Here is a 21,345-nt window from a genome sequence, read left to right as displayed (position 1 = left end):
CAACGTCAAAATTCACAGAATGATAATCTATTGTCATCGCAAGCTGTAGATTTCTCAAACTATCTTGGCAGCTCGCTCCAAACTTTTAATAGTCTTTTAACAGATACGGGATAAGGCGTTTTCAATTCCTGCGCGAACAGGCTGACACGCAATTCCTCTATCATCCAGCGGAAGGCTAGCACCGCCTCGGCGGGTTCGCCTTGCTCTTGCTGCTCCGCCACTCTTTGCTGCCATTGCTGCCACAGTTCACGGATTTCCGCCGCCCTTTGGCCATCTCGCTGTGGATTGGCCGGCTGCTTGTCCATCCGCAGGCTCATCGCCTTCATATAGCGCGGAATCTGCGGCAGATGGGACCAAGGCGTCGCGGCCAGGAAACCCCGGTAAACCAAGCTTTCCAATTGTTGTTTTAGCTCAAATCCCAATTTATGTTTCTGCATTTTGTTGCACAGCGGGACGTATTCCGCCGCGATCTGTTGCAAATACTGCGAAACAGCCTGGATGACGGCCGGCAAGCGGGTGCGGGCGCGGTTTTTCTGATCGTTGAAGGCTTTTTCATTGCGCGGCAGCGCGTCCTCGCCGATGAAGGCGCGGTCGCAGATGGCGGCGATGGCGTCGGCCAGCAGGTCGTCGGCATTGGCCACCGCGCGCAGCTGCAGCGCGATCTGGGTCATGCCGGGCAGGCCCTTGCCCAGCTGCTTCATCTGCTCCTTCAACTGCAGCTGCAGCAGCTTCACCACGCCCTGGCGATGGTGCTTTTCCGCCACGTCCTGGGTATCGAACAGGCGGATGGCGACGCGGTCCTCCTCCAGCGTCAGCGCCGGGTAGCCGGTCAGCTGCTGGCGGCCGCGGGCGAACTGTATGCTCTCCGGCAATTCGCCGAAGTCCCAGGTCTTGACGTCGTCGCGCTCGAACTCGGCGCTGGTGTCGCGGAAGGTCAACTGCGCCGCCTGGCCAAACTGCTTCTGCAGCGCGATCAAATCGCGGCCCATGCCGATTTCCTGCTTGCCGTCGTCGATGACGCGGAAGTTGAACAGCATGTGCTCCGGCAGTTCCTGCTTGTTGAATTCGTCGATGTCCACCTTGACGCCGCCGGTCTCGCGCAGGATGAAGCGCGCCAGCTGCGCGGCGATCGGCTGCTGCAGGTCGGGATTGGTGCTCAGGAAGCGGGTGATGAAGTCCGGCACCGGCACGCAGCAGCGGCGAATTTGCTTGGGCAGGCCCTTGATCAGCTGTTGCAGCTTGTCGCGCAGCATGCCCGGAACCAGCCATTCGAATGGAGCGGGCGTCAGGCGGTTCAGGATGGCCAGCGGCACGTCCAGGGTGACGCCGTCCAGCGGGTGCTTGGGTTCGAAACGATAGCGCAGCTTCAGCTTGCCGTCTTCCAGCTCCAGCCATTCCGGGAACTGGTTTTCCGTCACGTGTTGGGCTGCGTGGCGCATCAGCTCTTCGCGGGTCAGGTGCAAGAGCTTGGGCTCGGTTTTTTCCGCCTCCTTGCGCCAGGCTTCGAAGCTGGCCGCGTCCACCACCTCGGCCGGGATGCGTTCGCTGTAGAAGGCGAACAGCGCTTCTTCGTCTACCAGCACGTCCTGGCGGCGAGCCTTGTGTTCCAGTTGCTCCACCTCGCGGATCAGCTGCTGGTTGCGCTGGAAGAAAGGCGCGTTGCTGACGTATTCCATATTCACCAGCGCGCCGCGGATGAACAGCTCGCGCGCTTCTTCCGGCGCGATGCGGCCGTAGCTGACCGGACGGCGCGGGATCAGCGTCAGGCCGTACAGCGTGACGCGCTCGCTGGCCACCACCTCGCCGCGGCTCTTTTCCCAGTGCGGTTCGAAATAGTGGTATTTCACCAGATGCTGCGCCAGCTTCTCCACCCATTCCGGCTCGATCTTGGCGACGCAGCGCGCGTAGAGGCGGGTGGTTTCCACCAGTTCGGATGCCACCAGCCATTTCGGCTTGGCCTTTTTCAGGCCGGAGCCGGGGAATACCAGGAAGTTGACGCCGCGCGCGCCCTGGTAGTCGTCGCCTTCCTGGTTTTTCATGCCGATATTGCCGATCAGGCCGGTGATCAGCGCCTTGTGCAGGTTTTCGTAAGCGACGGCGTCGATTTGCTGGCGCTTCTTGGCCGACATTTGCGCGTCCGGCTGCCCGGCGTCGGCATGGGCCTCGTCGCGGGTGATCAGGCCCAGCTCGCTGGCGATTTCGGCCAGCTGTCCATGCAATTCGCGCCATTCGCGCATGCGCAGGTAAGACAGGAAGTGCTCGTGGCAGGTATTGACCAGCTGGCGATTGGTTTTCTTGTGCTTGAGCGCGTCGGCGAAGAAGTCCCACAGATGCAGGAAGGACAGGAAGTCCGACTTCTCGTCGTTGAAGCGCGCCTGCGCTTTCTCTGCCGCATCGCGCGCCTCGAACGGCCGCTCGCGAGGGTCTTGAATGGACAGCGCGGCGGCGATGATCAGCACTTCGCGCGCGCAGTGGTAGTCGCGGCCGGCCAAGAGCAGGCGGCCCACCTTCGGGTCCACCGGAATGCGCGCCAGCTCCTTGCCCACCGGCGTCAGCTCGCCTTGCTCATTCACCGCGCCCAGCTCGGTCAGCACCTGATAGCCGTCGGCGATCAGGCGGCTGGACGGCGCCTCCAGGAAGGGGAATTCATCCACCTTGCCCAGCCGCAGCGCCGCCATGCGCAGGATCACCGCCGCCAGGTTGGAGCGGACGATTTCCGGATCGGTGAAGGCCGGGCGGGCGTTGAAGTCATCCTCGGCGTACAGGCGCACGCAGATGCCGGACTCGACGCGGCCGCAACGGCCGGCGCGCTGGCGGGCCGCCGCCTGCGAGACCTTCTCCACCTGCAGCTGCTCCACCTTGGCGCGCGGGCTGTAGCGGTTGATGCGGGCGAGGCCGGTGTCGATCACGTATTTGATGCCCGGTACGGTCAAGGATGTTTCCGCCACGTTGGTGGCCAGCACGATGCGGCGGCCGCCCGACGGTTTGAAGATCTTCTGCTGGTCCTCGTTGGACAGCCGCGCGAACAGCGGCAGGATCTCGTAGCCGCGGATGCCGGACTTGCGCAGTTTCTCAGCCGTCTCGCGGATTTCGCGCTCGCCGGGCAGGAAGACCAGCATGTCGCCGGAGCCCTGGCGCGACAATTCGTCGGCGGCGTCGACGATGGCGTCTTCCATCTCCATCTCGCGCTCGTCCTCGTCGCGCTGCTTCAGCGGCCGGTAGCGCACTTCCACCGGGTAGGTGCGGCCGGACACCTCGATTACCGGCGCGCCGTCGAAGTGTTTGGAGAAGCGGTCGGCGTCGATGGTGGCGGAAGTGATGATGATCTTCAGGTCCGGGCGGCGCGGCAGCAGCTGCTTCAGATAGCCGAGCAGGAAGTCGATGTTCAGGCTGCGTTCGTGCGCCTCGTCGATGATGATGGTGTCGTAGGCTTCCAGGTAGCGGTCGGTTTGCGTTTCCGCCAGCATGATGCCGTCGGTCATCAGCTTGATCACCGATTTTTCCGACAGTTTGTCGGTGAAGCGCACTTTGAAGCCGACGTGTTCGCCAAGCGTCGAGCCCAGTTCCTGCGCGATCCGCGTCGCCACCGAGCGCGCGGCCAGCCGGCGCGGCTGGGTATGGCCGATCAGGCCGAACACGCCGCGGCCCAGCTCCAGGCAGATCTTGGGCAGCTGGGTGGTTTTGCCGGAGCCGGTCTCGCCGCAGATGATCACCACCTGGTTCTTGTCTATCGCGCCCTTGATGTCGGCCAGCTTCTGGTTGACCGGCAGCGCGTCGTCGAAGCTGGGCTTGGGCAGATGGGCGCGGCGCGCGTCGGCGCGGCTGCGCGAGCGTTCCGCCTGGCTGGCGATGTCGGCCAAGAGCTTGTCGGCGGGCTGGTTTTTCTTCAGCCGGTCTGCGGCGTCGGCCAGTTTGCGGCGCAGGATGTGGCGGTCGCGGATCAGGCAGGAGGACAGGGCGGATTTCAGTTCGGCGAGGCGGGCGGCAGGTGTCATCGGCTAAAGAACGGAGGATTGCGTAAACCGCCGATTATAACAGAGCGGGCGGCATGAGGCCGTCCGCTTGGCTGCTCAAACGCCGGCTTCTTCCGCGTCAACCGCCCACTGCGGGAAGGGGTCGTCCAGCGTTTGCCAGGCAGCCATGCCGCGCGCCATCTCGGCGTCGCTGAGCAGACAGGCGTCGAAGGCGGCGACCAGCGCCTGCCGGTCCATGGCCATGCCTATCAGCACCAGTTCCTGCTGGCGGTCGCCGAAGGGCTCCTGCCAGCGCGAGCGGATCAGCGCCAGGCTATCCTCGTCGGCCGGCCATTCCTCGCGGTCCAGCGCCGCCCACCACAAGCCGGCGCAGGAATGGCGCGCCACCGCGCCGGCCTGCGACCACAGACCAGCGAACTGCGGCCGGCTGGCCAGCCAGAAATAGCCCTTGGATCGCACCACGCCCGGCCATTCCCGGCCCATCCATTGCCACAGCCTTTGCGGGTGGAACGGCCGCCGCGCGCGGTAGACGAAGCTGTCGATGCCGTAGGCTTCGGTTTCCGGCTGGTGTTCGCCGCGCAGCTCCGCCAGCCAGCCCGGCGCTTCGGCGGCGGCTTCGAAGTCGAAGCGGCCGGTGTCGAGCACGCGATCCAGCGGTACGCGGCCGAATTCGCTGCAGACGATGTCGGCACGCGGGTTCAGCGAGCGCAGGATTGCCTGCAGCTCGGCCAGCTGTTCGGCGTTCGCCAGATCGGTCTTGTTCAGCACGATGACGTCGCAGAATTCCACCTGCTCGATCAGCAGATCCACCACCGTGCGCTCGTCCTCGTTGCCCAGGCTGGCCTGCCGGTCCCCCAGGCTGTCGCGCGAGGCGTAGTCGCGCAGGAAATTGCAGGCGTCCACCACGGTCACCATGGTGTCCAGCCGCGCCAGATCGTCCAGGCTGCGGCCTTCCTCGTCGCGGAAGGTGAAGGTTTCGGCCACCGGCAGCGGCTCGGAGATGCCGGTGGATTCGATCAGCAGGTAGTCGAAGCGGCCTTCCGCGGCCAGCCGGCGGATTTCCAGCAACAGGTCCTCGCGCAGTGTGCAGCAGATGCAGCCGTTGCTCATCTCCACCAGCTTTTCCTCGGCGCGCGACAGCTGGGCGCCGCCTTCGCGCACCAGCCGGGCGTCGATATTGACCTCGGACATGTCGTTGACGATCACCGCCACGCGCTTGCCTTCGCGGTTGGCCAGGATGTGGTTCAGCAGCGTGGTCTTGCCGGCGCCTAGAAAGCCGGACAGCACCGTTACCGGCAGCTTGTTCATGTTTGCTCCTTGGGAAGGGGGGAAGGGGTTACCAGATGGCGTCCAGCGCCAGCAGCACGCGGGGCTGGTCCGGCGCCGGCGGCGGGGAGCGATGGATGGCGCCGCCGCGCGCGCCCGGCCATTGCGAGCCTTTCAGCAGCAGCACCGAGAACGGCGGCGCGCGGCCGATGGCCGCGGCATCGAGAATCAGGCCCGACTGCTCGTCGGCCAGGCCCTGGGCAGCGGCGCCCAGTTGCGAGCGATCGGCGGCGGCGTCGGGCAGCCATTCGGTGCCGGGGCCCTGGTAGCAGCACAGCAGGCGCAGCCCCACCCGGTCTGCGTGGAAGCGTGGGCACATCGCCTGCCGCAGCACTTCCAGCCGCGCGCCGACGCGCGGACAGCCGGTCAGGGTGGCGTACAGTTCGCAAAGCCAGGCGATGTCGGCTTGCAGCGCCGCGCGGCCCGGCAGCTCGGCCAGTGGCAAGTCGTGGGTTTCGCCTGGCGTCAGCACCCGCCGCCAGCCCAGGCCCAGCCGGCCTTCGAGTCCGGCGCGGCTCAGGTAGCCGGCGATGTCGGCGTCGGGCGGCCGGCGGTACAGACACAGTTCGGCCTCGGTTTCGAAGATGGCGGCGAGCACGGCCAGGTTGTCGGAGGCGTGCTGCGTTGCCGTTGCGTGGGTGGCTGTCATGAGGGGAGGTGAGAATGATTTTGGAAATGTTATATCATTACATAAAATCAAAGTAAAGTTATAACATAACAAATAGGTAGCGCCAGACCGTTTCCGGTGATGGCGCGCAAGGATGCAAGGGCTCCCCGCCTGGCTATAGCCTTGGAAAGGCTGACGGCGCGGCAGGGGATAGGCCTGCTTGCGGCGATATCACACGGCCTTCTTATGCATCCTGCAGCCGCTGGCGCGCGCATGCGGGGCTGAAAATCGTTTGAGCGCGCAGTTTTCTGGACTGTTTTCCCCACGCTAGCTGGGGCGTGGCCGGCTATGCGATATGCGGCTTTTATGCAATGCCGCGTGGCAAACGGTATAGTGCGCGTGGCTGAAATATCGATTGGAGAGTGTATGCGCGCGCTGTTGTTTGGACTTGCTCTGGCGATGGGGCTGGCTCATGCCGAGGGTTTGCTGGCGCCTGGCATCTACCGCCTTAATGAGCCGGCCGCGTGGAGCGCGCCGCGCACTCCGGATGAAACGGAGCTGAAACGGCGCTTTGTCGATATGCCGGCGCTGCCGCCATCGGCCAAAATCCGTTACGCGGTGGTGGCCAAGGGAGAGAAACAGAATACGGTGTTCTTTCTGGCGGCCCCTGGGTGGGACGGGAGAGAGTCCGCAGAGAGAATTTGCCGGGCCTATGGTTTTCCGGATTGGCATGACTATGCATCCGATCGGCCTATCTGCAGCGGCGACCCAGGCCGAGGCGAGCCTAGCGTGAGTCGGCAGGGAGACTTATTGTCCCTGGACTGGCCCGAGCTCAATGACAGCGAACAGGGCGAGCGCATTCAACCTACCCGCAAGCCGACTGGCGATGAGCAGATCGCTTGCATGCTCGACAATTGCAATCCTGAGGCTTTTGGGCGGTGGATTCGCCATGAAAAGGTGACGCGCCGTCATTCCGACTTTTCTTTGCTGCAGTCGCGGGACTACCGCGACATCCTTTATCTGTCGGGCTCCACGGCTTTGCATCACAGCGCCGACGCCTCAGGTTTTACCGAATCGTTGCCGCAAGACAGTTTTGCCGCGGTGCTGGCCGTGGACGGCGACTGGCTGAAAGTGGATGCTTTTGATCATGAGGGGCGGGCCAAGTCAGGCTGGATTTTGCGAGCGGACGCCTTGGGCGGCCAGTGGGTGGAACAGGCGGCGCGCCATCCTCGCTTTCGTTTCCGCGTTTTGTTGAGCGAAGGAGACGAGAACGGCTTGGACCGCCTGCCCTTGGCTATCGAAGCGCGCGACAGGCGCAGCGGCAAGGTGGCCCAGACGCTCTACGACATCAGCGCGATGGAGTCGCGCAGCGCCGATGAGGATGTCGTTCAGCTGGTCGATGTCAACTTTGATGGCGAGCTCGATCTGCTGGTGTTGGAGCAAGCGGGAGGCGCGGGGCCGAACGACACGCATAACGTTTATGTTTTCAAAAAGCGGACGGGGCGGTTTGAGCGCAACGCCAAACTGTCAGAGTTGCCGCAATTGCAGATAGACGCTAAACGCAAGCGCATCTTGTCCGCTTCGCGGGGAGGCTGTTGCAGCCATAGCAGCGAAACCTATCGTTATTTCCAGGGCCGCCTCACCCTGGTGTCTTCTTGGGATGAGTCTCTGAGCTACGACGATGGCGGCTCGGTGATGGTCACGACGGAGCGGCGGCTGGTCAAAGGCAAATGGCGGACCAAGATTCATCGCGAAAGAATGTGAGGCGATGGATCGCCGCTGCGGCTGTCAGCATGGGGAAAGGGCTTCTGTCGTAGATTTCAGTTTCACGCAGCTGACGCTTTCTCCAGTGGCCAAGTTTTTGCCGGAGCCGGATAGCCAGTATTCGTTTATTTCCCTTTGCTGCAGATAGCTGTCATCGGGGAAGCGATAGCGGCCGATGGTTATGTCGCCGCAGGTTTGCGCCAGCAGGAAAACCATGCGGCGCTGGCCATTCAGCCGCGCGCTCTGAATGTAGTTCAGTTTGAAGCCATCGACTATTTGTGGCTTTTGACAGCGGATTTCAGGCTCGCGTTGCGACAGCGTCCACGGTTCGTCGTCGCCATCATTGCGGGAGAGTTCGGTGGGCAGGCTCCAATGCCCGCCCAGCATGGTTTGCAGCGCAGGCAGATCCAGATTGCAACCGGTAAAGGGCCAATAGTAAGGCTCGTTATCGCGCTGTTTCAGCGGCAGCTCGAATGTCGCGTTGGTCGAGCATGCCCAGCCCGCGATGGCTTGTGGTTTTGCCAGGGTGGCCTCGAGATTTTTCTTGTCCAGGCCCGGGTATAACGTTTGTTCCAATTTCAGGATGGAAAGCGAACCCCATTGGATTGGGTGCTCGCTTGAGCCATCGCTTGCCTTTTTCCAGAACCAATATCCGCTGGTGCGCACGAGGCTGCCTGCGGGAAAATGGGCGCCAAAAGCATTGAAAGCTTTAGCGCTGCGTTGCCAGTCGGTGGATGGCGCGGGTTCTTGAATCGCATCGATGATTGGAAGCAGCGTGAGGCTGAGGGCCGTTAGCAGCGGCGATAAGAGAATAAAAACAAGTCGCTTGCCTTTAGGGATGCCGATCCAGGTCAATGCCAACAGCGCGAGAGCGGCTATGGCTGCGTGATGGATCAGATTCAGGATGAAGACGCCAAGGCCGATGCCATCGCCGGAGCCGTGATTGGGCGCATCCATTTTGAATTGGAAAAAGAATATGCCTGTCACAATCAAAGAGATAAGCGCGTAGCGCAATAACAGCTCTTTGGGCGATAGGACTGACGGGTTTGGCGAGGGCTGTGAGCTGGAGCTGGGCATGATTTGTTTTTTCAGATCGATGATGGGAAGCGCTTTAGCGTTTTTCGCGCGGATGTTTGAGCGCGGTGTCGGCTGTTTTTTCGTCTTGGCAGGGCTTCGCCAGAGCGCTATCCCCCTCTGGGAGAAAGCGAATGGATTGGCGCAAGTCGGGGAACAAGCAGCACCAAAGCAGCATGCTGCCAAGCGCGCAAGCCAGCAAAACGGCAAGCAAGGGCCACGATCTTTGCAGCAAGGGCTGATGTGTATCCATAGACAGGCAAACCGCAGTCAGCAGGGCCCCCGATGCCAGCAAAGATAGCGATTGCATGCGCATGGGGGCGCGCATGGGACGCCAATCGACCGGATTGACTCGCGCGGCGACAAAGACATCGGCCGCGAAGCGAAAACCGGGTTTCGAGGCCAGGCGCAACAGCAAGGCGCGTTTAAGCTCCTCGCCATTGGCAAAGGTCAGGCGGGAGAATCTCTGCCACGGGATGCGTTGCATTTTGATTTCGCCCTGGGCGTTCCGGCGCCAGAAAACCAGATCCCGCGCGATGGATTTGCTGGTGGAGAACAGGGTTTCCACATCGCATCCGCCGTCAGGAGATGGAACGATTTCAGACCAGGCGATAGACGTATCCTGGCGCGCGCCAGCAAGCATCCACGAGCAAGGCGTGCGGATATGCAATCCGCTGTCGCTCACGCTGAGTTCATGGTGCAGAGGACGGCGCAAGCGCCTGAGGATGGCGTAAGCAGATCCTAAAAGCAGCGCGCCGATGAGGAGCAAGAGAAAAATCCCGATGGCGGGTTTGCCTTGCATTTCCGGGAGCAAGAGTAGGGACCAGATGCCCAGGCCGATCAATGCGAAGGTCAAGCCGACGGCCAGATGATAGGCGCGCAAGCAGGCAATATTGGGTTGGCCGCGTATTTCGCCGGACAGCGCTTGGATGTGTTGAAGGGGGAGGGGCAGCAACTGGTCGCTTTCGGCGGCTGAGCGCTGGCGCTTCGAGGAAGGCATTGTGGCGAGGCGGGATGTGGATGGAAGTGCAGGCTAGGGCGGGAGCCATATTCTGTCAATACACTGGACTTTGTTATAAAGCCGAGCGCAACCACGGCCGGTTGCCTGAGTGATGGCCGTGCGCGGCTTGGCGGCGTGATGTCCACCGCCAAGCCGCGTGCGGTTTCAATGGTATGCGGGCCGGGGAATCGCGGATGAAGATGACAAGGCGTCTTGACGACTTACGGCTTGGTGCAGTTTGTCCATCTGTTCGTCCAGTTGGCGGATCGCCTCGGCGATGTTGCGGGTTTCGCCGGACAGGCTGCGCGTGGATTCGCCCACCGCCACGATGTCCCCGGCGAATTGCGCGAAGCCCTGGTTCTGATTGCTTTCCGCTTGCGAAACCTGATCAAGCAGGCCGGCCAGTTGGCTGGTTTCGCGGATGATGCCGGACAGCTTGCTTTGGGCGTTTTGCGCGTGGTCGCGTCCCGCCTGCATTTGCTGGTTGCCGTCGCGCATCGCCACGATGGCCAGATTGGTGCCGTCGACGATCAGCTTGATCTTGGTTTCGATGTCCTGGGTGGCGTTCTGGGTGCGCTCGGCCAGCTTGCGCACCTCGTCCGCCACCACGGCGAAGCCGCGGCCCATTTCGCCGGCGCGCGCCGCCTCGATGGCGGCGTTGAGCGCCAAGAGATTGGTCTGGTCGGCGATGTCGCGGATCAGCTGCACGATGCCGCTCACCTCGGCGCTGCGCTGGCCCAGCTCTTCCAGCTTGCCGGCCGCGTGGCCTATCACTTCGCCGGCGCGGCCCAATTGGCCGACCGCCTGGTCCATCGCCTTGCCGCCTTCCTGCGCAGCGCCGCCGGCGGTTTGCGCCAGTTGGGTGGCGGTGGTGGACTGCTCGGCGTTTTGGCTGGTCACCACCGCCATCTGCTGCGCCACCACCACCATGTCTTCCGAGCGTTCCTGCTGCTCGGCCATGGTCTTGGCCATGCTGCCGGTGCTGGCGGCGATCTGGCGGCTGGCGCCGGAGGCGTCGCGGATGGACAGGCTGATCTGCTCCATCATCTGCGCCAGCGCCTGGCTGGCGCGCTCGGCGTCCTGGCGGGCGGTTTCCAGTTTTTCAAAGCTCTTGGCCTTGGCCTTGTCGAAGGCCAGGGCCAGCACCAGCACCACCAAGGACAAGCCGGCCAGAGATTTGGCCTGCAGCTTGGGCAGTTCCTCGCGCGGCAGCGGGGTGGGCGGGATGGCGGCTATGCCGGACAGCCACATCACCGCGCCGACCGCGGCCAGAGACATCGCCAGCCAGAACATGCCGGAGCGGCGGGTGCCGATGAAGACGGCGGTAAACGGGATGGCCGCGAACCACATCAGGCTGGTGGACAGGATGCCGCCGTTGACGAACACCATCCAGCACACCATGGCGTACATGCAACTGGTGATGAATTCGGCGGTGAGGCGCACCGCGCCGCTCAGGCGCAATAGAAAAGGGCCGCACAGCAGGCCCAGGCCGCCAAGGGCGATGCCTTCGGCCATCGGATAATGGCCCAGCATCAGGTATTCGACGGCGAACAACGGCGCCATCAGGCCGGCCAAAAGACCGACGCCCACCACGGTTCGGGCGCGGATGGCTTGCTCCGGCGCCTGTCGGACGGTGTCCGGTATGAACCATTCTGTGATGGCCTGTATCGACATGGTTTCCCCTCCAAGGATGTTCCAGATGGAAAAGCACGCTGATTTGTAAGGTTTTATCGTAAGCGCGCTCCAAGCGCACTTTAAAACAATTGTTTGATTCTAGGCAATATTGCCATTGGAATAAAAACTCAGTCGGCGAGCAGGACGGGCACGCCGCCGGCGCTTAAATGCGACAGTCTGACCGGATCGGCGTCCGGCTCGGCGATCAACAGGCCGATGTCGCCCAGCGGCGCCACAGCGAAAGGGGAGGCGGTATCCAGCTTTTCATTGGTGACGGCCAGGATGGTTTGGCCGCACTGCTCCACCAGCATGCGCTTGAAGGCCGCCTCTTCCGCCATGACGGTGCCGACGCCCAGCTCGCGGTCCACCGAGCAAGTGCCGAGGAAGCAAATGTCGGGATGCATGGATTGCAGCATGCGGGTGGCTATGGTGCCGGCGGTGTCGCCGCTTTTGTGGTTGAGGCTGCCGCCCAGCACCAGCACTTCCAGTTGTTTCTTGCCGAACAGCTCCGCAGCGATGGGAATGGCGTTGGTGGCCACGGTCAGCGGCAGGTCGGCGGGCAGGGCGCGGGCGATTTCCAGATTGGTGGTGCCGCCGTCAAGGAACACGAATTGGCCGGGCCGCAGCTGGCGCACCGCGGTGGCGGCCAGGCGGGCCTTGCGGACAGGGTGTTCGTGGCGGCGCTGCTCAAAGCTGGTGTCGATGGGGCGCAGCGCGATGGCGCCGCCGTATACCCGTTGGCATACGCCGTTGGCGGCCAGTTCGCGCAGATCGCGGCGGATCGAATCCTCTGACACGCCCAGGGTAGCGGCCAATTCGCCGGCCAGCACCCGGCCATGCTGCAGCAGTTGCTGGCGGATGTATTGATGGCGGTCCGAGGGCAGGCCGGAGGCGGGTTGGCGTTCTTTGCGCATGATGTGGGCTCTAAGCGGGAATGCGCGGATGTTGCACGATTATGCCTGGTTGGTCAAAGATTTCGTGCATGTTCTTGCATGGTTGTGCATAATGATGCTTGTTCTGCAATAGGAGTGGACGCAATGAAACTGATGGTTTCCGATCTGGATGGCACGCTGTTGAACGAAAACTCGCAATTGGCGCCGGAAACGTACGCCGCCTTGCGGCAAGTGGCGGCCAAGGGCATCGCCATGGCGGTGGCGACCGGTCGGCACGAGCGTCAGGTGCGCAAACTGTGGCCGGACGATTTGCCGGCGGTGCCGGTGATCAGCGCCAACGGCGCGCGCGTGCATCTGGCCGACGGCAGCCTGTTGTTTCAATCGCGTCTGTCCCAGGATCTGATCAGCCGTTTGCTGCGGCCTGAGCTGGTGAGGGATACGGAGTTGGGCGTGTATCGCGACGACTGCATCATGGCTTACCACAGCAAGCGCGAATATAGCCATTACACCGGCCAGGTGACGGAGATAGATGATCTGGCCAGTTTCGCCGCCGATGACGTGTCCAAGGTGATTTATTGCGGCACGCCCGAGCAGCTCAAAGAGGTGGAGCGGGACATCGCGCGCGATTTCGGCGACGAGGTGTCCATGACCTATTCCCACATCTGCTATCTGGAGGTGATGGCGCCGGGCGTCAACAAGGGCAGCGCGCTGGCTCTGCTGCTCAAGCATCTGGGCGTGAAGGCCGAGGACTGCGCCGCCTTCGGCGACAACCTGAACGACGCCGAGATGCTGAGCCTGGCCGGCATGCCCCACATCATGGCCAATGCCCATCCGGGCTTGCTTCAGCGGGTGCCGAGCGCGACGGTTATCGGCCATCACGCCGCGGGCGGCGTGGCCAAGCGGTTGTTGGAGATGTTGGCATAGGCGCATTTCGACGCTTTGCGCCCAATGGTTGCCCCGCTCTTGCTTGCAAGGCGGGGTTTCTTTTTTTGGAGGGGGTGGAGGGATTAAGTCAATCGCTGCGCGAACTGGGTAAACTCCGCCGCGACTTGGCCTGGCGCTTCAAACCACGGGAAGTGCTCTGCGCCCTCGATTAGCGCGTGGCGCACATTGGCGCCTTGGTAGGCGCTGTCTTGCCATAGCGACTGATCGACGATCCGGTCCTCGCTTCCGGAAAGAATCAGCACCGGCAGCTGGGACGGCCACCAGCGGGCTTGGTATTCCGCATCGAAATGTTGGCCGGACCACTTCATGGCTGCCACATTGTATGACAAGGTTTCCAGCATGGCGCGCCCGCTGGCGAGCGACGCCGGAGAGAAGTTCCAGGGCGCGGCGGCTAGTGTCAGCCGCTTAAGCGTTTCGGCGCTAGGATTTTGCGAGTAGGCCTCGAAAGCCTGGCCAACCTCGGGAAGCGGATGCTGCTCGCTGGTGCGGGCGAAGCGCGCTTGCCAGCGGGCATCGGGCGCGGAGCTGATCAGCACCATGCCTTGCAGCAGGGGCTCAAGCTCAGGCGTCGACAGCAAATACATCCCGCCGGTGGAATGGCCCACGAATACGCAGTGGGGAAGGGCGCGGGCCGCTTCTCTGATGACGCCTGGCCAGCGCTGATAATCTTCCGGCTGGCCGGTGTTGTTGCCGTCTCCGGGCAGGTCCACCAGCCAGACCGCGCCGTCAACGTCCAGGCAAGAGGCCAGCGAAGCCAAGCTCTCAGAGCCTAATCCAGGGCCTCCTGGCAGCAACAGCCAGTTGTGTCGGCCTGGGCGATTGGAAACGCGGCGCAGACGCACGCCTGATTCTGTGTGGAGGGTTGAGCGGTTTTCCATTTTCAAACCTCGATTGAAGATTTTGGCCATGCTGCGCGTAGCGGCAGCGAAGAAGGCTTGTTGGTTTGTCGATTCATAGTAGGAACTTGCAAAAAAAACGGCTCCGCAGGGGAGCCGTTTCGATGCGTTCCAGCATTGGTCTTAGCGAGCCGGAGTCTGTTCCGCTTGCAGCGCGGTCAGGGCGATGGTGTAGACGATGTCGTCCACCAGCGCGCCGCGCGACAGGTCGTTGACCGGCTTGCGCAGGCCTTGCAGCATCGGGCCCACCGACACCACGTTGGCGGAGCGCTGCACCGCCTTGTAGGTGGTGTTGCCGGTGTTCAGGTCCGGGAACACGAATACGGTGGCGCGGCCGGCTACCTGGCTGTCCGGGGCCTTTTGGCGGCCGACGGATTCCACCGAGGCGGCGTCGTACTGCATCGGGCCGTCGATCAGCAGATCCGGGCGCTTCTCCTGGGCGATGCGGGTGGCTTCGCGCACTTTTTCCACGTCGCTGCCGCTGCCGGAAGAACCGGTGGAGTAGGAGATCATCGCCACGCGCGGGGTGATGCCGAAGGCGACGGCCGAATCGGCGGACTGGATGGCGATGTCGGCCAGCTGTTCAGCGGTCGGGTCCGGGTTTACGGCGCAGTCGCCGTACACGTAGACCTGTTCCGGCATCAGCATGAAGAACACCGAGGACACGATGCTGGAGCCGGGGCGGTCTTGATCAGCTGCAGCGCCGGACGGATAGTGTTGGCGGTGGTGTGCACGGCGCCGGAAACCAGGCCGTCCACTTCGTTCATCGCCAGCATCATGGTGCCCAGCACCACGGTGTCTTCCAGTTGCGCCAGGGCCATCGGCTCGTTCAGGCCCTTGCCCTTGCGCAGCTCGACCATAGGCGCCACGTACTGGCCGCGGATTTCGTTCGGATCCAGGATTTCCACCGACTCCGGCAGCGTCACGCCCTGGGTCTCGGCCACTTGCAGGATTTCGGCGCGGTTGCCCAGCAGCACGCAGCGGGCGATGCCTTTTTTCTGGCAGATGCGGCGGCCTGGATGGTGCGCGGCTCATTGCCTTCCGGCAGCACGATGCGCTTGTTGGCCTTGCGGGCCTTTTCCATCAGCTGGAAGCGGAAGGCCGGCGGCGGCAGGCGCAGTTCGCGCGGCTCGCCCACGCTTTGCTTCAGCGTGGACACGTCCAGGAACTCGGCGACGTGCTCGATCACCTTGCCCATGCGCTCCAAGTCGTCGGACGGCACCTGATGGCTCATTGCGTTCAGCGCGCTGGCGGTTTCCATCGAGTTCAGCGAGGTGGCCAGCACCGGCAGGCCGCCGGTGAAGGCTTGCTGGCACAGCTGCTGGATGCGCGGGTCCGGCTGGGAGTCGCAGGTCAGCAGCAGGCCGGCCAGCGGCACGCCGTTCATGGCGGCCATCGAGGTGGCCATCACCACGTCTTCGCGTTCGCCCGGGGTGATGATCAGCGCGCCCGGCTTCAGCAGGTTGACGATGTTCGGCGCGGTGCGGGCGGCCACCACCATATTGCGCACGCGGCGGCTGGCTTGTTGGCCGGCATGCACCACATTGGCGTTCAGGTAGCGAGCCACGTCTTCCGTGCGCGGGGCCAGCAGCTCCGGCTGATACGGAATCACGCCAAGAGCGCAGGCCGGCCTTTTTCAGATTGCCGGATTGCTGCACCTCGGCGCGCCAGTTCGGCGCGATCGGCGCTAGGCAGCACGTGGTTGAGGATGTAGCCGACACGGTTTGCGCGCCGAAGGCCTGGATGTTCATTTCCAGTTGTTCGGCCGATTTCAGCCGCGCCCAGATCCTTCACAGAGCTGACCAGGATGGTCTGCGCCTGCAGGTTGCGGGCGATCTTGGTGTTGAGGAAGGTGGAGAACACCTGTTTCTGGTCCGGCACCAGGCCTTCCACGATCACCACGTCCACATTTTGCGAGGCTTGCTGGAACAGGCTGACGACCTCTTCCATCAACTGGTCCACCTGGCCTTGCGACAGCAGGTGCTCGACGCGCTCCATGCTGATAGGCTGCGGCGGGTTCAGGCGGCAGATGGCGTGGGCGAAGTGGGTGGAGCGCTCGGCTTCGCCGTCCTTGGTGTCCTGGGCGATGGGCTTGACGAAGCCCACGCGCAGGCCAGCCTGCTCCAGCGAACGGATGGCGCCCAGGGTGACCGAGGTCAGTCCGGCGTTGAAGCCGGTGGGGGCGAGAAAGAATGTCTGCATGATCGCGCGCCTTCCTTACTTGGCCAGACCGGCCAGTTCGCGGTGTCCATGGCGATCATCAGCTCTTCATTGGTGTTGATCACCAGCGCCGGCACGGAGTCTGCGGAGGTGATGCGGCCGGCGTTGCCGCGGATGCAGGCTTCGTTGGCGGCGGTGTCCAGCTTCAGGCCCAGGAAGCCCAGCTGGTTGATCACTTCGGCGCGCAGGAAGGACGAGTTCTCGCCGATGCCGCCGGTGAATACCACGGCGTCCAGACGGCCCGCGCCCACGCTCATCGAGGCGACGTACTTGGCCAGGCGGTAGGCGAACACTTCCAGCGCGCGCTTGGCGCCTTCATGGCCTTGGCTGCGGCTTCTTCCAGCTCGCGGCAGTCATTGGACAGCTCGGACAGGCCCAGCAGGCCCGATTCCTTGTTCAGCATATTGGTGGTGGCCTGCACGTCCATGCCGCGCTCGGTGGCCAGGTAGCGAATACGCTGGGGTCGATGTCGCCGGAGCGGGTGCCCATGACCAGGCCTTCCAGCGGGGTCAGGCCATCGAGGTGTCGGCGCACTTGCCGTTGCGGATGGCGGAGATGGACGCGCCGTTGCCCAGGTGGGCGATCACCAGGCTGGTCTCATCGGCCGGCTTGCCCAGCATCTTGGCGGCTTCTTCGGCCACGAAGCGGTAGCTGGTGCGTGCATGCCGTAGCGGCGCAGGCTGTTTTCGCGGTACAGCTTCATCGGCACGGCGTACAGATAAGCCTTTTCCGGCATGGTCTGATGGAAGGAAGTGTCGAACACGGCCACTTGCGGCAGGCTCGGGAATTCCTTGATCGCGGTGCGGATGCCCAGAATGTGGGCCGGATTGTGCAGCGGCGCCAGCTTGATGCAGCGTTCGATTTCGTTGATGGCGTTTTCGTCCAGCAGCGCCGATTGCTTGAAGTGTTCGCGCCATGACCACGCGGTGGCGATGGCTTTCACGCTGTCCAGCAGCGACACTTGCTGCAGTTTCTCGATGATGGCGTGCATGGCGCGGCGTGGTCCGGACGGAAGCAGGGCGGTTTGCTTGCCGCCGTCGTGTTTGAAGGTGATGCAGGCGTCGGCCAGGCCCAGTTTCTCAGCCAGGCCGGTCATGACCGCTTCGTGGCTGGCGCTGTCGATCAGCGCGAATTTCAGGGAGGAGCTGCGCAATTGATGACGAGGATGCTGGAATTCATAGCTTTGAACATGTAATTTGAAAAAAACGGACTAAATCGATGAAAAAATCCAGTGCGATGCTGTTATCACCGGTTTGCTGTCAGCGCGCGCGTCTCTGCCCGGTGGCTCGGCGCCTGCGTCCTTACCGTGTGGTAGGCATGCGCAGCCTTTTGGCTAGCCTTACCTTACGCCGCGCCGCATGGGGGAAGAAATAAAGCGCAGTCTTGCCATATCAGGGCTTTGCAGCGTGGCGAGCTGGACGCTCCCCCTGCGGCGGCAGGGCGAGGGCGGAAATCTGACAGTCGGTGTGGCAACGATATCGAGCTAGTATATCACTATAAATTAACGGCTTCTAATGTTGCGCCGCACTAAAAGTGGCAGTATTTGATTTTGATTAACTATCGTGTCGAATGCTTGTTGGAATCGGGGTGAGAGGCGATAACTTGCGGTAAACGGGCTTGACGAGGGATTGTCATAAAGAATTAACGCTTGCCCCGGGGAGGGGCGAAGGCATAATTCGGCCTTGTGAAGCGAGGCTTTCGCCTTGTTTGATTGATTGTTTTTGATAGTCCCGCAAACTCGTCCCGAGCGAGATTCGGCTGGTCTTATATCTTCTACACGGAGGTGTGGGAATAATGTTGATCTGGCTTCTGCTCAACTGCTTCAAGCATCTGCAGCCCAGCTACCCGTTTATACCTATTTCGATCCCGCGTTCTACGCCAAGGAGCAGGAGCTGCTGTTCGCAGACGCGCCCAGTACTATGGCCATGAGTTGATGACGCCCAATCCGGGCGACTATCACACGCTGGATTGGCTGGGCCATGGCAAAATGCTTAAAAACGTCGATGGCGAGATCAAGCTGATCTCCAACGTCTGCCGCCATCGACAGGCATCATTTATAAAGGCGCGGCAACGGCAATCATATCGTCTGCAACTTGCACGGCTGGACTACGACGCCGCAGGCAGCTGGTGGGCGCGCCGCACTTCCCGGAAACGCCATGCCTGAATCTGAATCAGACCGCGCTGACCCGCTGGAACGGCTTGTTGTTCGACGCGCGCCGCGATATCGCCGCCGATCTGGCCAAGCTGGGCGTCGCCAAGCACATGACCTTCGATGGCTATGCCTTTCATTCGACGCAGTCCACTGAATACGACTTCAACTGGAAGACCTTTATTGAAGTGTATTCGGAAGACTATCAGTCGACCCCTTCCACCCCGGCCTCGGCAATTTCGTCGATTGTGCGGATCTGAAGTGGGAGTGGGGCGAGCAATACCACGTGCAAACGGTGGGCGTGAAAAACCGCCTGGCGCGCGCCGGTCCAAGGTATACGGCAAGTGGCACGAGGAAGTGCTGCGCCGCTATGCCGAACAGCAGCCGGAGTTCGGCGCATCTGGTTGACCTACTACCCCAACATCATGGTGGAGTGGTATCCGCATGTGCTGGTGGTGAGCGTGGTGATTCCGCGCGGTCCGGAAAAGTGCACGGTGATCACCGAGTTTTACTATCCGGAAGACGCGTGTGGTTGAGCCGGAATTCATCGAGGCCGAGCAAGCGGCTTACTTTGAAACCGCCAAGGAAGACGACGAAATCTGCTATCGCATGCATGAGGGCGCAAGGCTTGTGGATGGCGGGCGTCAGCGAGGTGGGGCCGTACCAGTCGCCGACCGAGGAAGGCATGCTGCACTTCCACGAGTACTATCGGTGGATGATGGGCTCGGCATTGGCTGGCTGAGACAGGCATTTGAATGCCATAATGAAAAGGCGCGGAATACGCGCCTTTTTTATTTTCCACTCTTCGTGTCCCCAGATGTCGGCAATTTTCCGTTTTATCACTGTATTGGCGCTCGCCCTGGCGGCCGCGTCGGCTTGGGCGGCCAGTTATAACGATCCAGTCAGCAAAATCCATTTCACGGTGCCGCCTGGCTGGAAGGTGCGGCCGGCCACTATGAACGGCGCGGATGTTGCGGGTGATTCCGCCCAAGGCGGATCAGCGCGAGCGCGCCGCCATCGAGGTGCAGATCGGTCTGCGCAAGCTGGCGAGAAAGGAAACCCTGGCCAAGCTTGCCGCGCAACTCCGTTCGGAAGACGGCGACAGGGAGGCGGCAAACTTCGTCAGGCTCAATCAAAAGACGGGCAGGCTGGTCACCGAGTATCGGGACGGCCGCTTCGTTTCCAATCGCTTGTGGATCGTGCGCCATAATCTGCATGTGATGCAGCTGGTGGACAAGAGCCGGCTGCTGGAGGCGCGCTGCACGGCCAATGCGTCGGAGTTTCGCACCTATAGGCGGCAGATGGAGGCGATCTGCCTCAGCGTGGCGGTTGGCAAGAAATAGTTTTCAGCAGTTAGCAGAGGAAGATCAATTGGCGGTAGCAGCAGCAGGTTGGCGAATTTTCGCCTGGGTTCGGGCTGGATGGTGGTGGCGGCGCTGTTTTTCGCGCTGATGGGTTTGTTCGTCAAGCTGGGCGCGGAGTATTTCTCGTCCACGGAACTGGTGTTCTGGCGCACGCTGATCGGCGTGCTGGCCTTGGGCTGCGCGGCCTTGTGGCGGCGCGAGCGTTTCGCCACGCCCTTGCTGCGCTACCATCTGCAGCGCGGGGTGATAGGTTATGCCTCGCTGTTGATGTCTTTTTACGCCATCGCCCATCTGCCTTTGGCGACGGCGTCCACGCTGACTTACACCTCGCCGATGTTCCTGGCCTTGCTGTCCGTGGTTTTGTTGCGGGAGAAGCTGCCCGCGCGCGCCATGATGGGTTTGGCGCTGGGCTTTGTCGGCGTGGTATTGCTGCTGCGGCCGACTTTGTCGGGCGAGGTGTTGGTTTGCCGGTCTGATGGGGCTGGCGTCGGGTTTTCTGGCCGGTTGGTCTTATCTGCATGTGCGCGAGCTGGGCAGGCAAGGCGAGGCGGAATGGCGGGTTGTGTTTTATTTCGCGCTGATTTCCAGCGTGGGCGGCTTGCTGTTGATGTGTTTTGAGCGCTGGCACCCGGTCACGCTGGAAAACGTTTCGCTGCTATTGGGCGTGGGTGTCACTGCTACGCTGGCTCAACTGGCGATGACCCGCGCTTACAAGGTGGGGCGCAAGCTGACCGCGGCCAATCTATCGTATTTGACCGTTTGTGTCTCTTGCTTGTTGGGCGCTTTGGTGTGGGGCGATATATTGACGATGGATTCGCTGTTGGCCATGGGCTTGATCATGATCAGTGGCATGCTGGCTGGAAGACGCTAGGATGATGTCGTTGGTATAATGTTGGCGAGGGCGCTATGGCTGTGCCGCAAAGCAAGGATGAATTGCTGGGTGCGATGCGTAGTTCTTATGCTTCCTTGCGCAAAGCGCTCGAGCGTGTGCCAGAGGAGCGATTATTTGAGCCATCGCTGGAGGGGCATGCCAAAGGCACGCTGATGAGCGTGGCGGATTTATTGGCCTATTTGATAGGCTGGAACGCGTTGGTGCTCAAATGGCATGAGCGAGAGTCCGCGGGACTGGCGATAGATTTTCCGGAGACCGGCTATGCTTGGAACCAGCTTGGTTTATTGGCGGGAAAGTTTTATCGTGATTATCGCGGCCTGAGCGCGAAAGAGTTGTCGACGCGTTTGGATGACGGCTTTCAGGCCTTGGCGCGCTTGGTGGAGGGTTTGTCCGATGCCGAATTGTATGGCGCATGCTGGTATGGGAAGTGGACCCGCGGCAGAATGATACAGTTCAATAGCGCATCGCCGTATCGCAATGCGCGCGGACGCATAGTGGGCTGGCTGCGTCGCGTCCGGCGTAGGCTGCAGGTCAAAGAAGAGGAGAAAGCGATGATTTCGATCCGGG

The 21,345-nt window shown here is 62.1% G+C and carries 19 protein-coding genes and 3 pseudogenes; 10 read left to right on the top strand and 12 right to left on the bottom strand.

Annotated features, from left to right (window positions below; translation table 11 throughout):
• Window positions 1–59: 59 nt before the first annotated feature.
• The 3 genes from hrpA to NKT35_RS00080 all read right to left on the bottom strand — a co-directional run bounded on the left by hrpA (window position 60) and on the right by NKT35_RS00080 (window position 5,949).
• Window positions 60–3,995: an ATP-dependent RNA helicase HrpA gene (gene hrpA / locus NKT35_RS00090; protein ID WP_254297776.1), complete on the bottom strand. Its 3,936-nt coding sequence runs from the start codon at window positions 3,993–3,995 to the stop codon at window positions 60–62.
• A 75-nt stretch (window positions 3,996–4,070) separates the two neighbouring features.
• Complete coding sequence (gene zigA / locus NKT35_RS00085) at window positions 4,071–5,282, bottom strand: zinc metallochaperone GTPase ZigA (protein ID WP_254297775.1); 1,212 nt, start codon at window positions 5,280–5,282, stop codon at window positions 4,071–4,073.
• A gap of 28 nt (window positions 5,283–5,310) precedes the next feature.
• Entirely contained in the window at window positions 5,311–5,949 is a 639-nt protein-coding gene (locus NKT35_RS00080; protein WP_254297774.1) for a DUF1826 domain-containing protein, read from the bottom strand.
• 384 nt (window positions 5,950–6,333) lie between these two features.
• On the opposite strand from NKT35_RS00080, the gene NKT35_RS00075 reads away from it, so the two are divergent.
• Window positions 6,334–7,671 (top strand): XAC2610-related protein, encoded by a 1,338-nt coding sequence (locus tag NKT35_RS00075; RefSeq protein ID WP_254297773.1) that lies wholly within the window; start codon window positions 6,334–6,336, stop codon window positions 7,669–7,671.
• Window positions 7,672–7,695: 24 nt separating this feature from the next.
• On the opposite strand, the gene NKT35_RS00070 is transcribed toward NKT35_RS00075, so the two are convergent.
• From NKT35_RS00070 to NKT35_RS00055, 4 genes are all read right to left on the bottom strand, one after another.
• Window positions 7,696–8,685 carry a hypothetical protein gene (locus NKT35_RS00070; protein WP_254297772.1) on the bottom strand — a complete coding sequence of 330 codons (990 nt, stop codon included), beginning with the start codon at window positions 8,683–8,685 and terminating at the stop codon, window positions 7,696–7,698.
• Between the two features lie 97 nt (window positions 8,686–8,782).
• A complete protein-coding gene (locus NKT35_RS00065; protein WP_254297771.1) occupies window positions 8,783–9,628 on the bottom strand; it encodes a hypothetical protein in 846 nt (281 codons plus the stop codon).
• 282 nt (window positions 9,629–9,910) lie between these two features.
• Window positions 9,911–11,419 carry a methyl-accepting chemotaxis protein gene (locus NKT35_RS00060; RefSeq protein WP_254297770.1) on the bottom strand — a complete coding sequence of 503 codons (1,509 nt, stop codon included), beginning with the start codon at window positions 11,417–11,419 and terminating at the stop codon, window positions 9,911–9,913.
• Window positions 11,420–11,547: 128 nt separating this feature from the next.
• Window positions 11,548–12,333 (bottom strand): DeoR/GlpR family DNA-binding transcription regulator, encoded by a 786-nt coding sequence (locus NKT35_RS00055; protein WP_254297762.1) that lies wholly within the window; start codon window positions 12,331–12,333, stop codon window positions 11,548–11,550.
• Between the two features lie 123 nt (window positions 12,334–12,456).
• Between NKT35_RS00055 and NKT35_RS00050 the strand changes: the two genes are divergently transcribed.
• Window positions 12,457–13,236, top strand: coding sequence for an HAD family hydrolase (locus tag NKT35_RS00050; RefSeq protein ID WP_254297769.1), 780 nt, complete (start codon window positions 12,457–12,459; stop codon window positions 13,234–13,236).
• An 83-nt stretch (window positions 13,237–13,319) separates the two neighbouring features.
• Here NKT35_RS00050 and NKT35_RS00045 read toward each other — a convergent pair whose 3' ends face one another.
• From NKT35_RS00045 to NKT35_RS00025, 5 genes and pseudogenes are all read right to left on the bottom strand, one after another.
• On the bottom strand, window positions 13,320–14,135 hold the full coding sequence (locus tag NKT35_RS00045; protein WP_256493423.1) for an alpha/beta fold hydrolase: 816 nt from the start codon (window positions 14,133–14,135) through the stop codon (window positions 13,320–13,322).
• 141 nt (window positions 14,136–14,276) lie between these two features.
• Window positions 14,277–15,270: pseudogene (gene pta, locus NKT35_RS00040) on the bottom strand (phosphate acetyltransferase); the annotation flags it as partial.
• Window positions 15,271–15,444: 174 nt separating this feature from the next.
• Window positions 15,445–15,663: pseudogene (locus NKT35_RS00035) on the bottom strand (DRTGG domain-containing protein); the annotation flags it as partial.
• Between the two features lie 98 nt (window positions 15,664–15,761).
• Window positions 15,762–16,355 (bottom strand): AAA family ATPase, encoded by a 594-nt coding sequence (locus NKT35_RS00030; protein ID WP_254297768.1) that lies wholly within the window; start codon window positions 16,353–16,355, stop codon window positions 15,762–15,764.
• Window positions 16,310–17,552, bottom strand: a pseudogene (locus NKT35_RS00025) (acetate kinase). Before NKT35_RS00025 ends, NKT35_RS00030 begins: the two are co-directional and overlap by 46 nt.
• 754 nt (window positions 17,553–18,306) lie before the next feature.
• Here NKT35_RS00025 and NKT35_RS24285 point away from each other — a divergent pair.
• The 8 genes from NKT35_RS24285 to NKT35_RS24265 form a co-directional block, all read left to right on the top strand.
• Window positions 18,307–18,537: a Rieske (2Fe-2S) protein gene (locus tag NKT35_RS24285; protein WP_505190895.1), complete on the top strand. Its 231-nt coding sequence runs from the start codon at window positions 18,307–18,309 to the stop codon at window positions 18,535–18,537.
• Window positions 18,501–18,782, top strand: a complete 282-nt coding sequence (locus NKT35_RS24280) for a hypothetical protein (protein ID WP_505190894.1) — start codon at window positions 18,501–18,503, stop codon at window positions 18,780–18,782. The genes NKT35_RS24285 and NKT35_RS24280 overlap by 37 nt, the downstream gene beginning before the upstream one ends.
• Before the next feature lie 144 nt (window positions 18,783–18,926).
• On the top strand, window positions 18,927–19,058 hold the full coding sequence (locus NKT35_RS24275; protein ID WP_505190893.1) for an SRPBCC family protein: 132 nt from the start codon (window positions 18,927–18,929) through the stop codon (window positions 19,056–19,058).
• A 77-nt stretch (window positions 19,059–19,135) separates the two neighbouring features.
• Window positions 19,136–19,264, top strand: coding sequence for a hypothetical protein (locus NKT35_RS24270; RefSeq protein WP_505190892.1), 129 nt, complete (start codon window positions 19,136–19,138; stop codon window positions 19,262–19,264).
• Between the two features lie 226 nt (window positions 19,265–19,490).
• On the top strand, window positions 19,491–19,865 hold the full coding sequence (locus tag NKT35_RS00015; protein WP_254297767.1) for a hypothetical protein: 375 nt from the start codon (window positions 19,491–19,493) through the stop codon (window positions 19,863–19,865).
• A 48-nt stretch (window positions 19,866–19,913) separates the two neighbouring features.
• Entirely contained in the window at window positions 19,914–20,504 is a 591-nt protein-coding gene (locus NKT35_RS24140) for a DMT family transporter (RefSeq protein ID WP_371926417.1), read from the top strand.
• On the top strand, window positions 20,449–20,757 hold the full coding sequence (locus tag NKT35_RS24135) for a DMT family transporter (RefSeq protein ID WP_371926416.1): 309 nt from the start codon (window positions 20,449–20,451) through the stop codon (window positions 20,755–20,757). Before NKT35_RS24140 ends, NKT35_RS24135 begins: the two co-directional genes overlap by 56 nt.
• 35 nt (window positions 20,758–20,792) lie before the next feature.
• The coding region (locus NKT35_RS24265) for a ClbS/DfsB family four-helix bundle protein (protein WP_505190891.1) at window positions 20,793–21,345 on the top strand (553 nt) is incomplete at its 3' end.

This window comes from Chromobacterium sp. IIBBL 290-4, from assembly GCF_024207115.1.
Classification (GTDB): Bacteria; Pseudomonadota; Gammaproteobacteria; order Burkholderiales; family Chromobacteriaceae; genus Chromobacterium.
This window is presented reverse-complemented; position numbering and strand designations above follow the sequence as displayed.

Coding starts and splice junctions, on each gene's coding strand:
- hrpA (WP_254297776.1), bottom strand. CDS start 3,995: ATGACACCTGCCGCCCGCCTCGCCGAACTGAAATCCGCCCTGTCCTCC.
- zigA (WP_254297775.1), bottom strand. CDS start 5,282: ATGAACAAGCTGCCGGTAACGGTGCTGTCCGGCTTTCTAGGCGCCGGC.
- NKT35_RS00080 (WP_254297774.1), bottom strand. CDS start 5,949: ATGACAGCCACCCACGCAACGGCAACGCAGCACGCCTCCGACAACCTG.
- NKT35_RS00075 (WP_254297773.1), top strand. CDS start 6,334: ATGCGCGCGCTGTTGTTTGGACTTGCTCTGGCGATGGGGCTGGCTCAT.
- NKT35_RS00060 (WP_254297770.1), bottom strand. CDS start 11,419: ATGTCGATACAGGCCATCACAGAATGGTTCATACCGGACACCGTCCGA.
- NKT35_RS00055 (WP_254297762.1), bottom strand. CDS start 12,333: ATGCGCAAAGAACGCCAACCCGCCTCCGGCCTGCCCTCGGACCGCCAT.
- NKT35_RS00050 (WP_254297769.1), top strand. CDS start 12,457: ATGAAACTGATGGTTTCCGATCTGGATGGCACGCTGTTGAACGAAAAC.
- NKT35_RS00045 (WP_256493423.1), bottom strand. CDS start 14,135: ATGGAAAACCGCTCAACCCTCCACACAGAATCAGGCGTGCGTCTGCGC.
- NKT35_RS00030 (WP_254297768.1), bottom strand. CDS start 16,355: ATGCAGACATTCTTTCTCGCCCCCACCGGCTTCAACGCCGGACTGACC.
- NKT35_RS24285 (WP_505190895.1), top strand. CDS start 18,307: ATGACGCCCAATCCGGGCGACTATCACACGCTGGATTGGCTGGGCCAT.
- NKT35_RS24270 (WP_505190892.1), top strand. CDS start 19,136: ATGAGGGCGCAAGGCTTGTGGATGGCGGGCGTCAGCGAGGTGGGGCCG.
- NKT35_RS00015 (WP_254297767.1), top strand. CDS start 19,491: ATGTTGCGGGTGATTCCGCCCAAGGCGGATCAGCGCGAGCGCGCCGCC.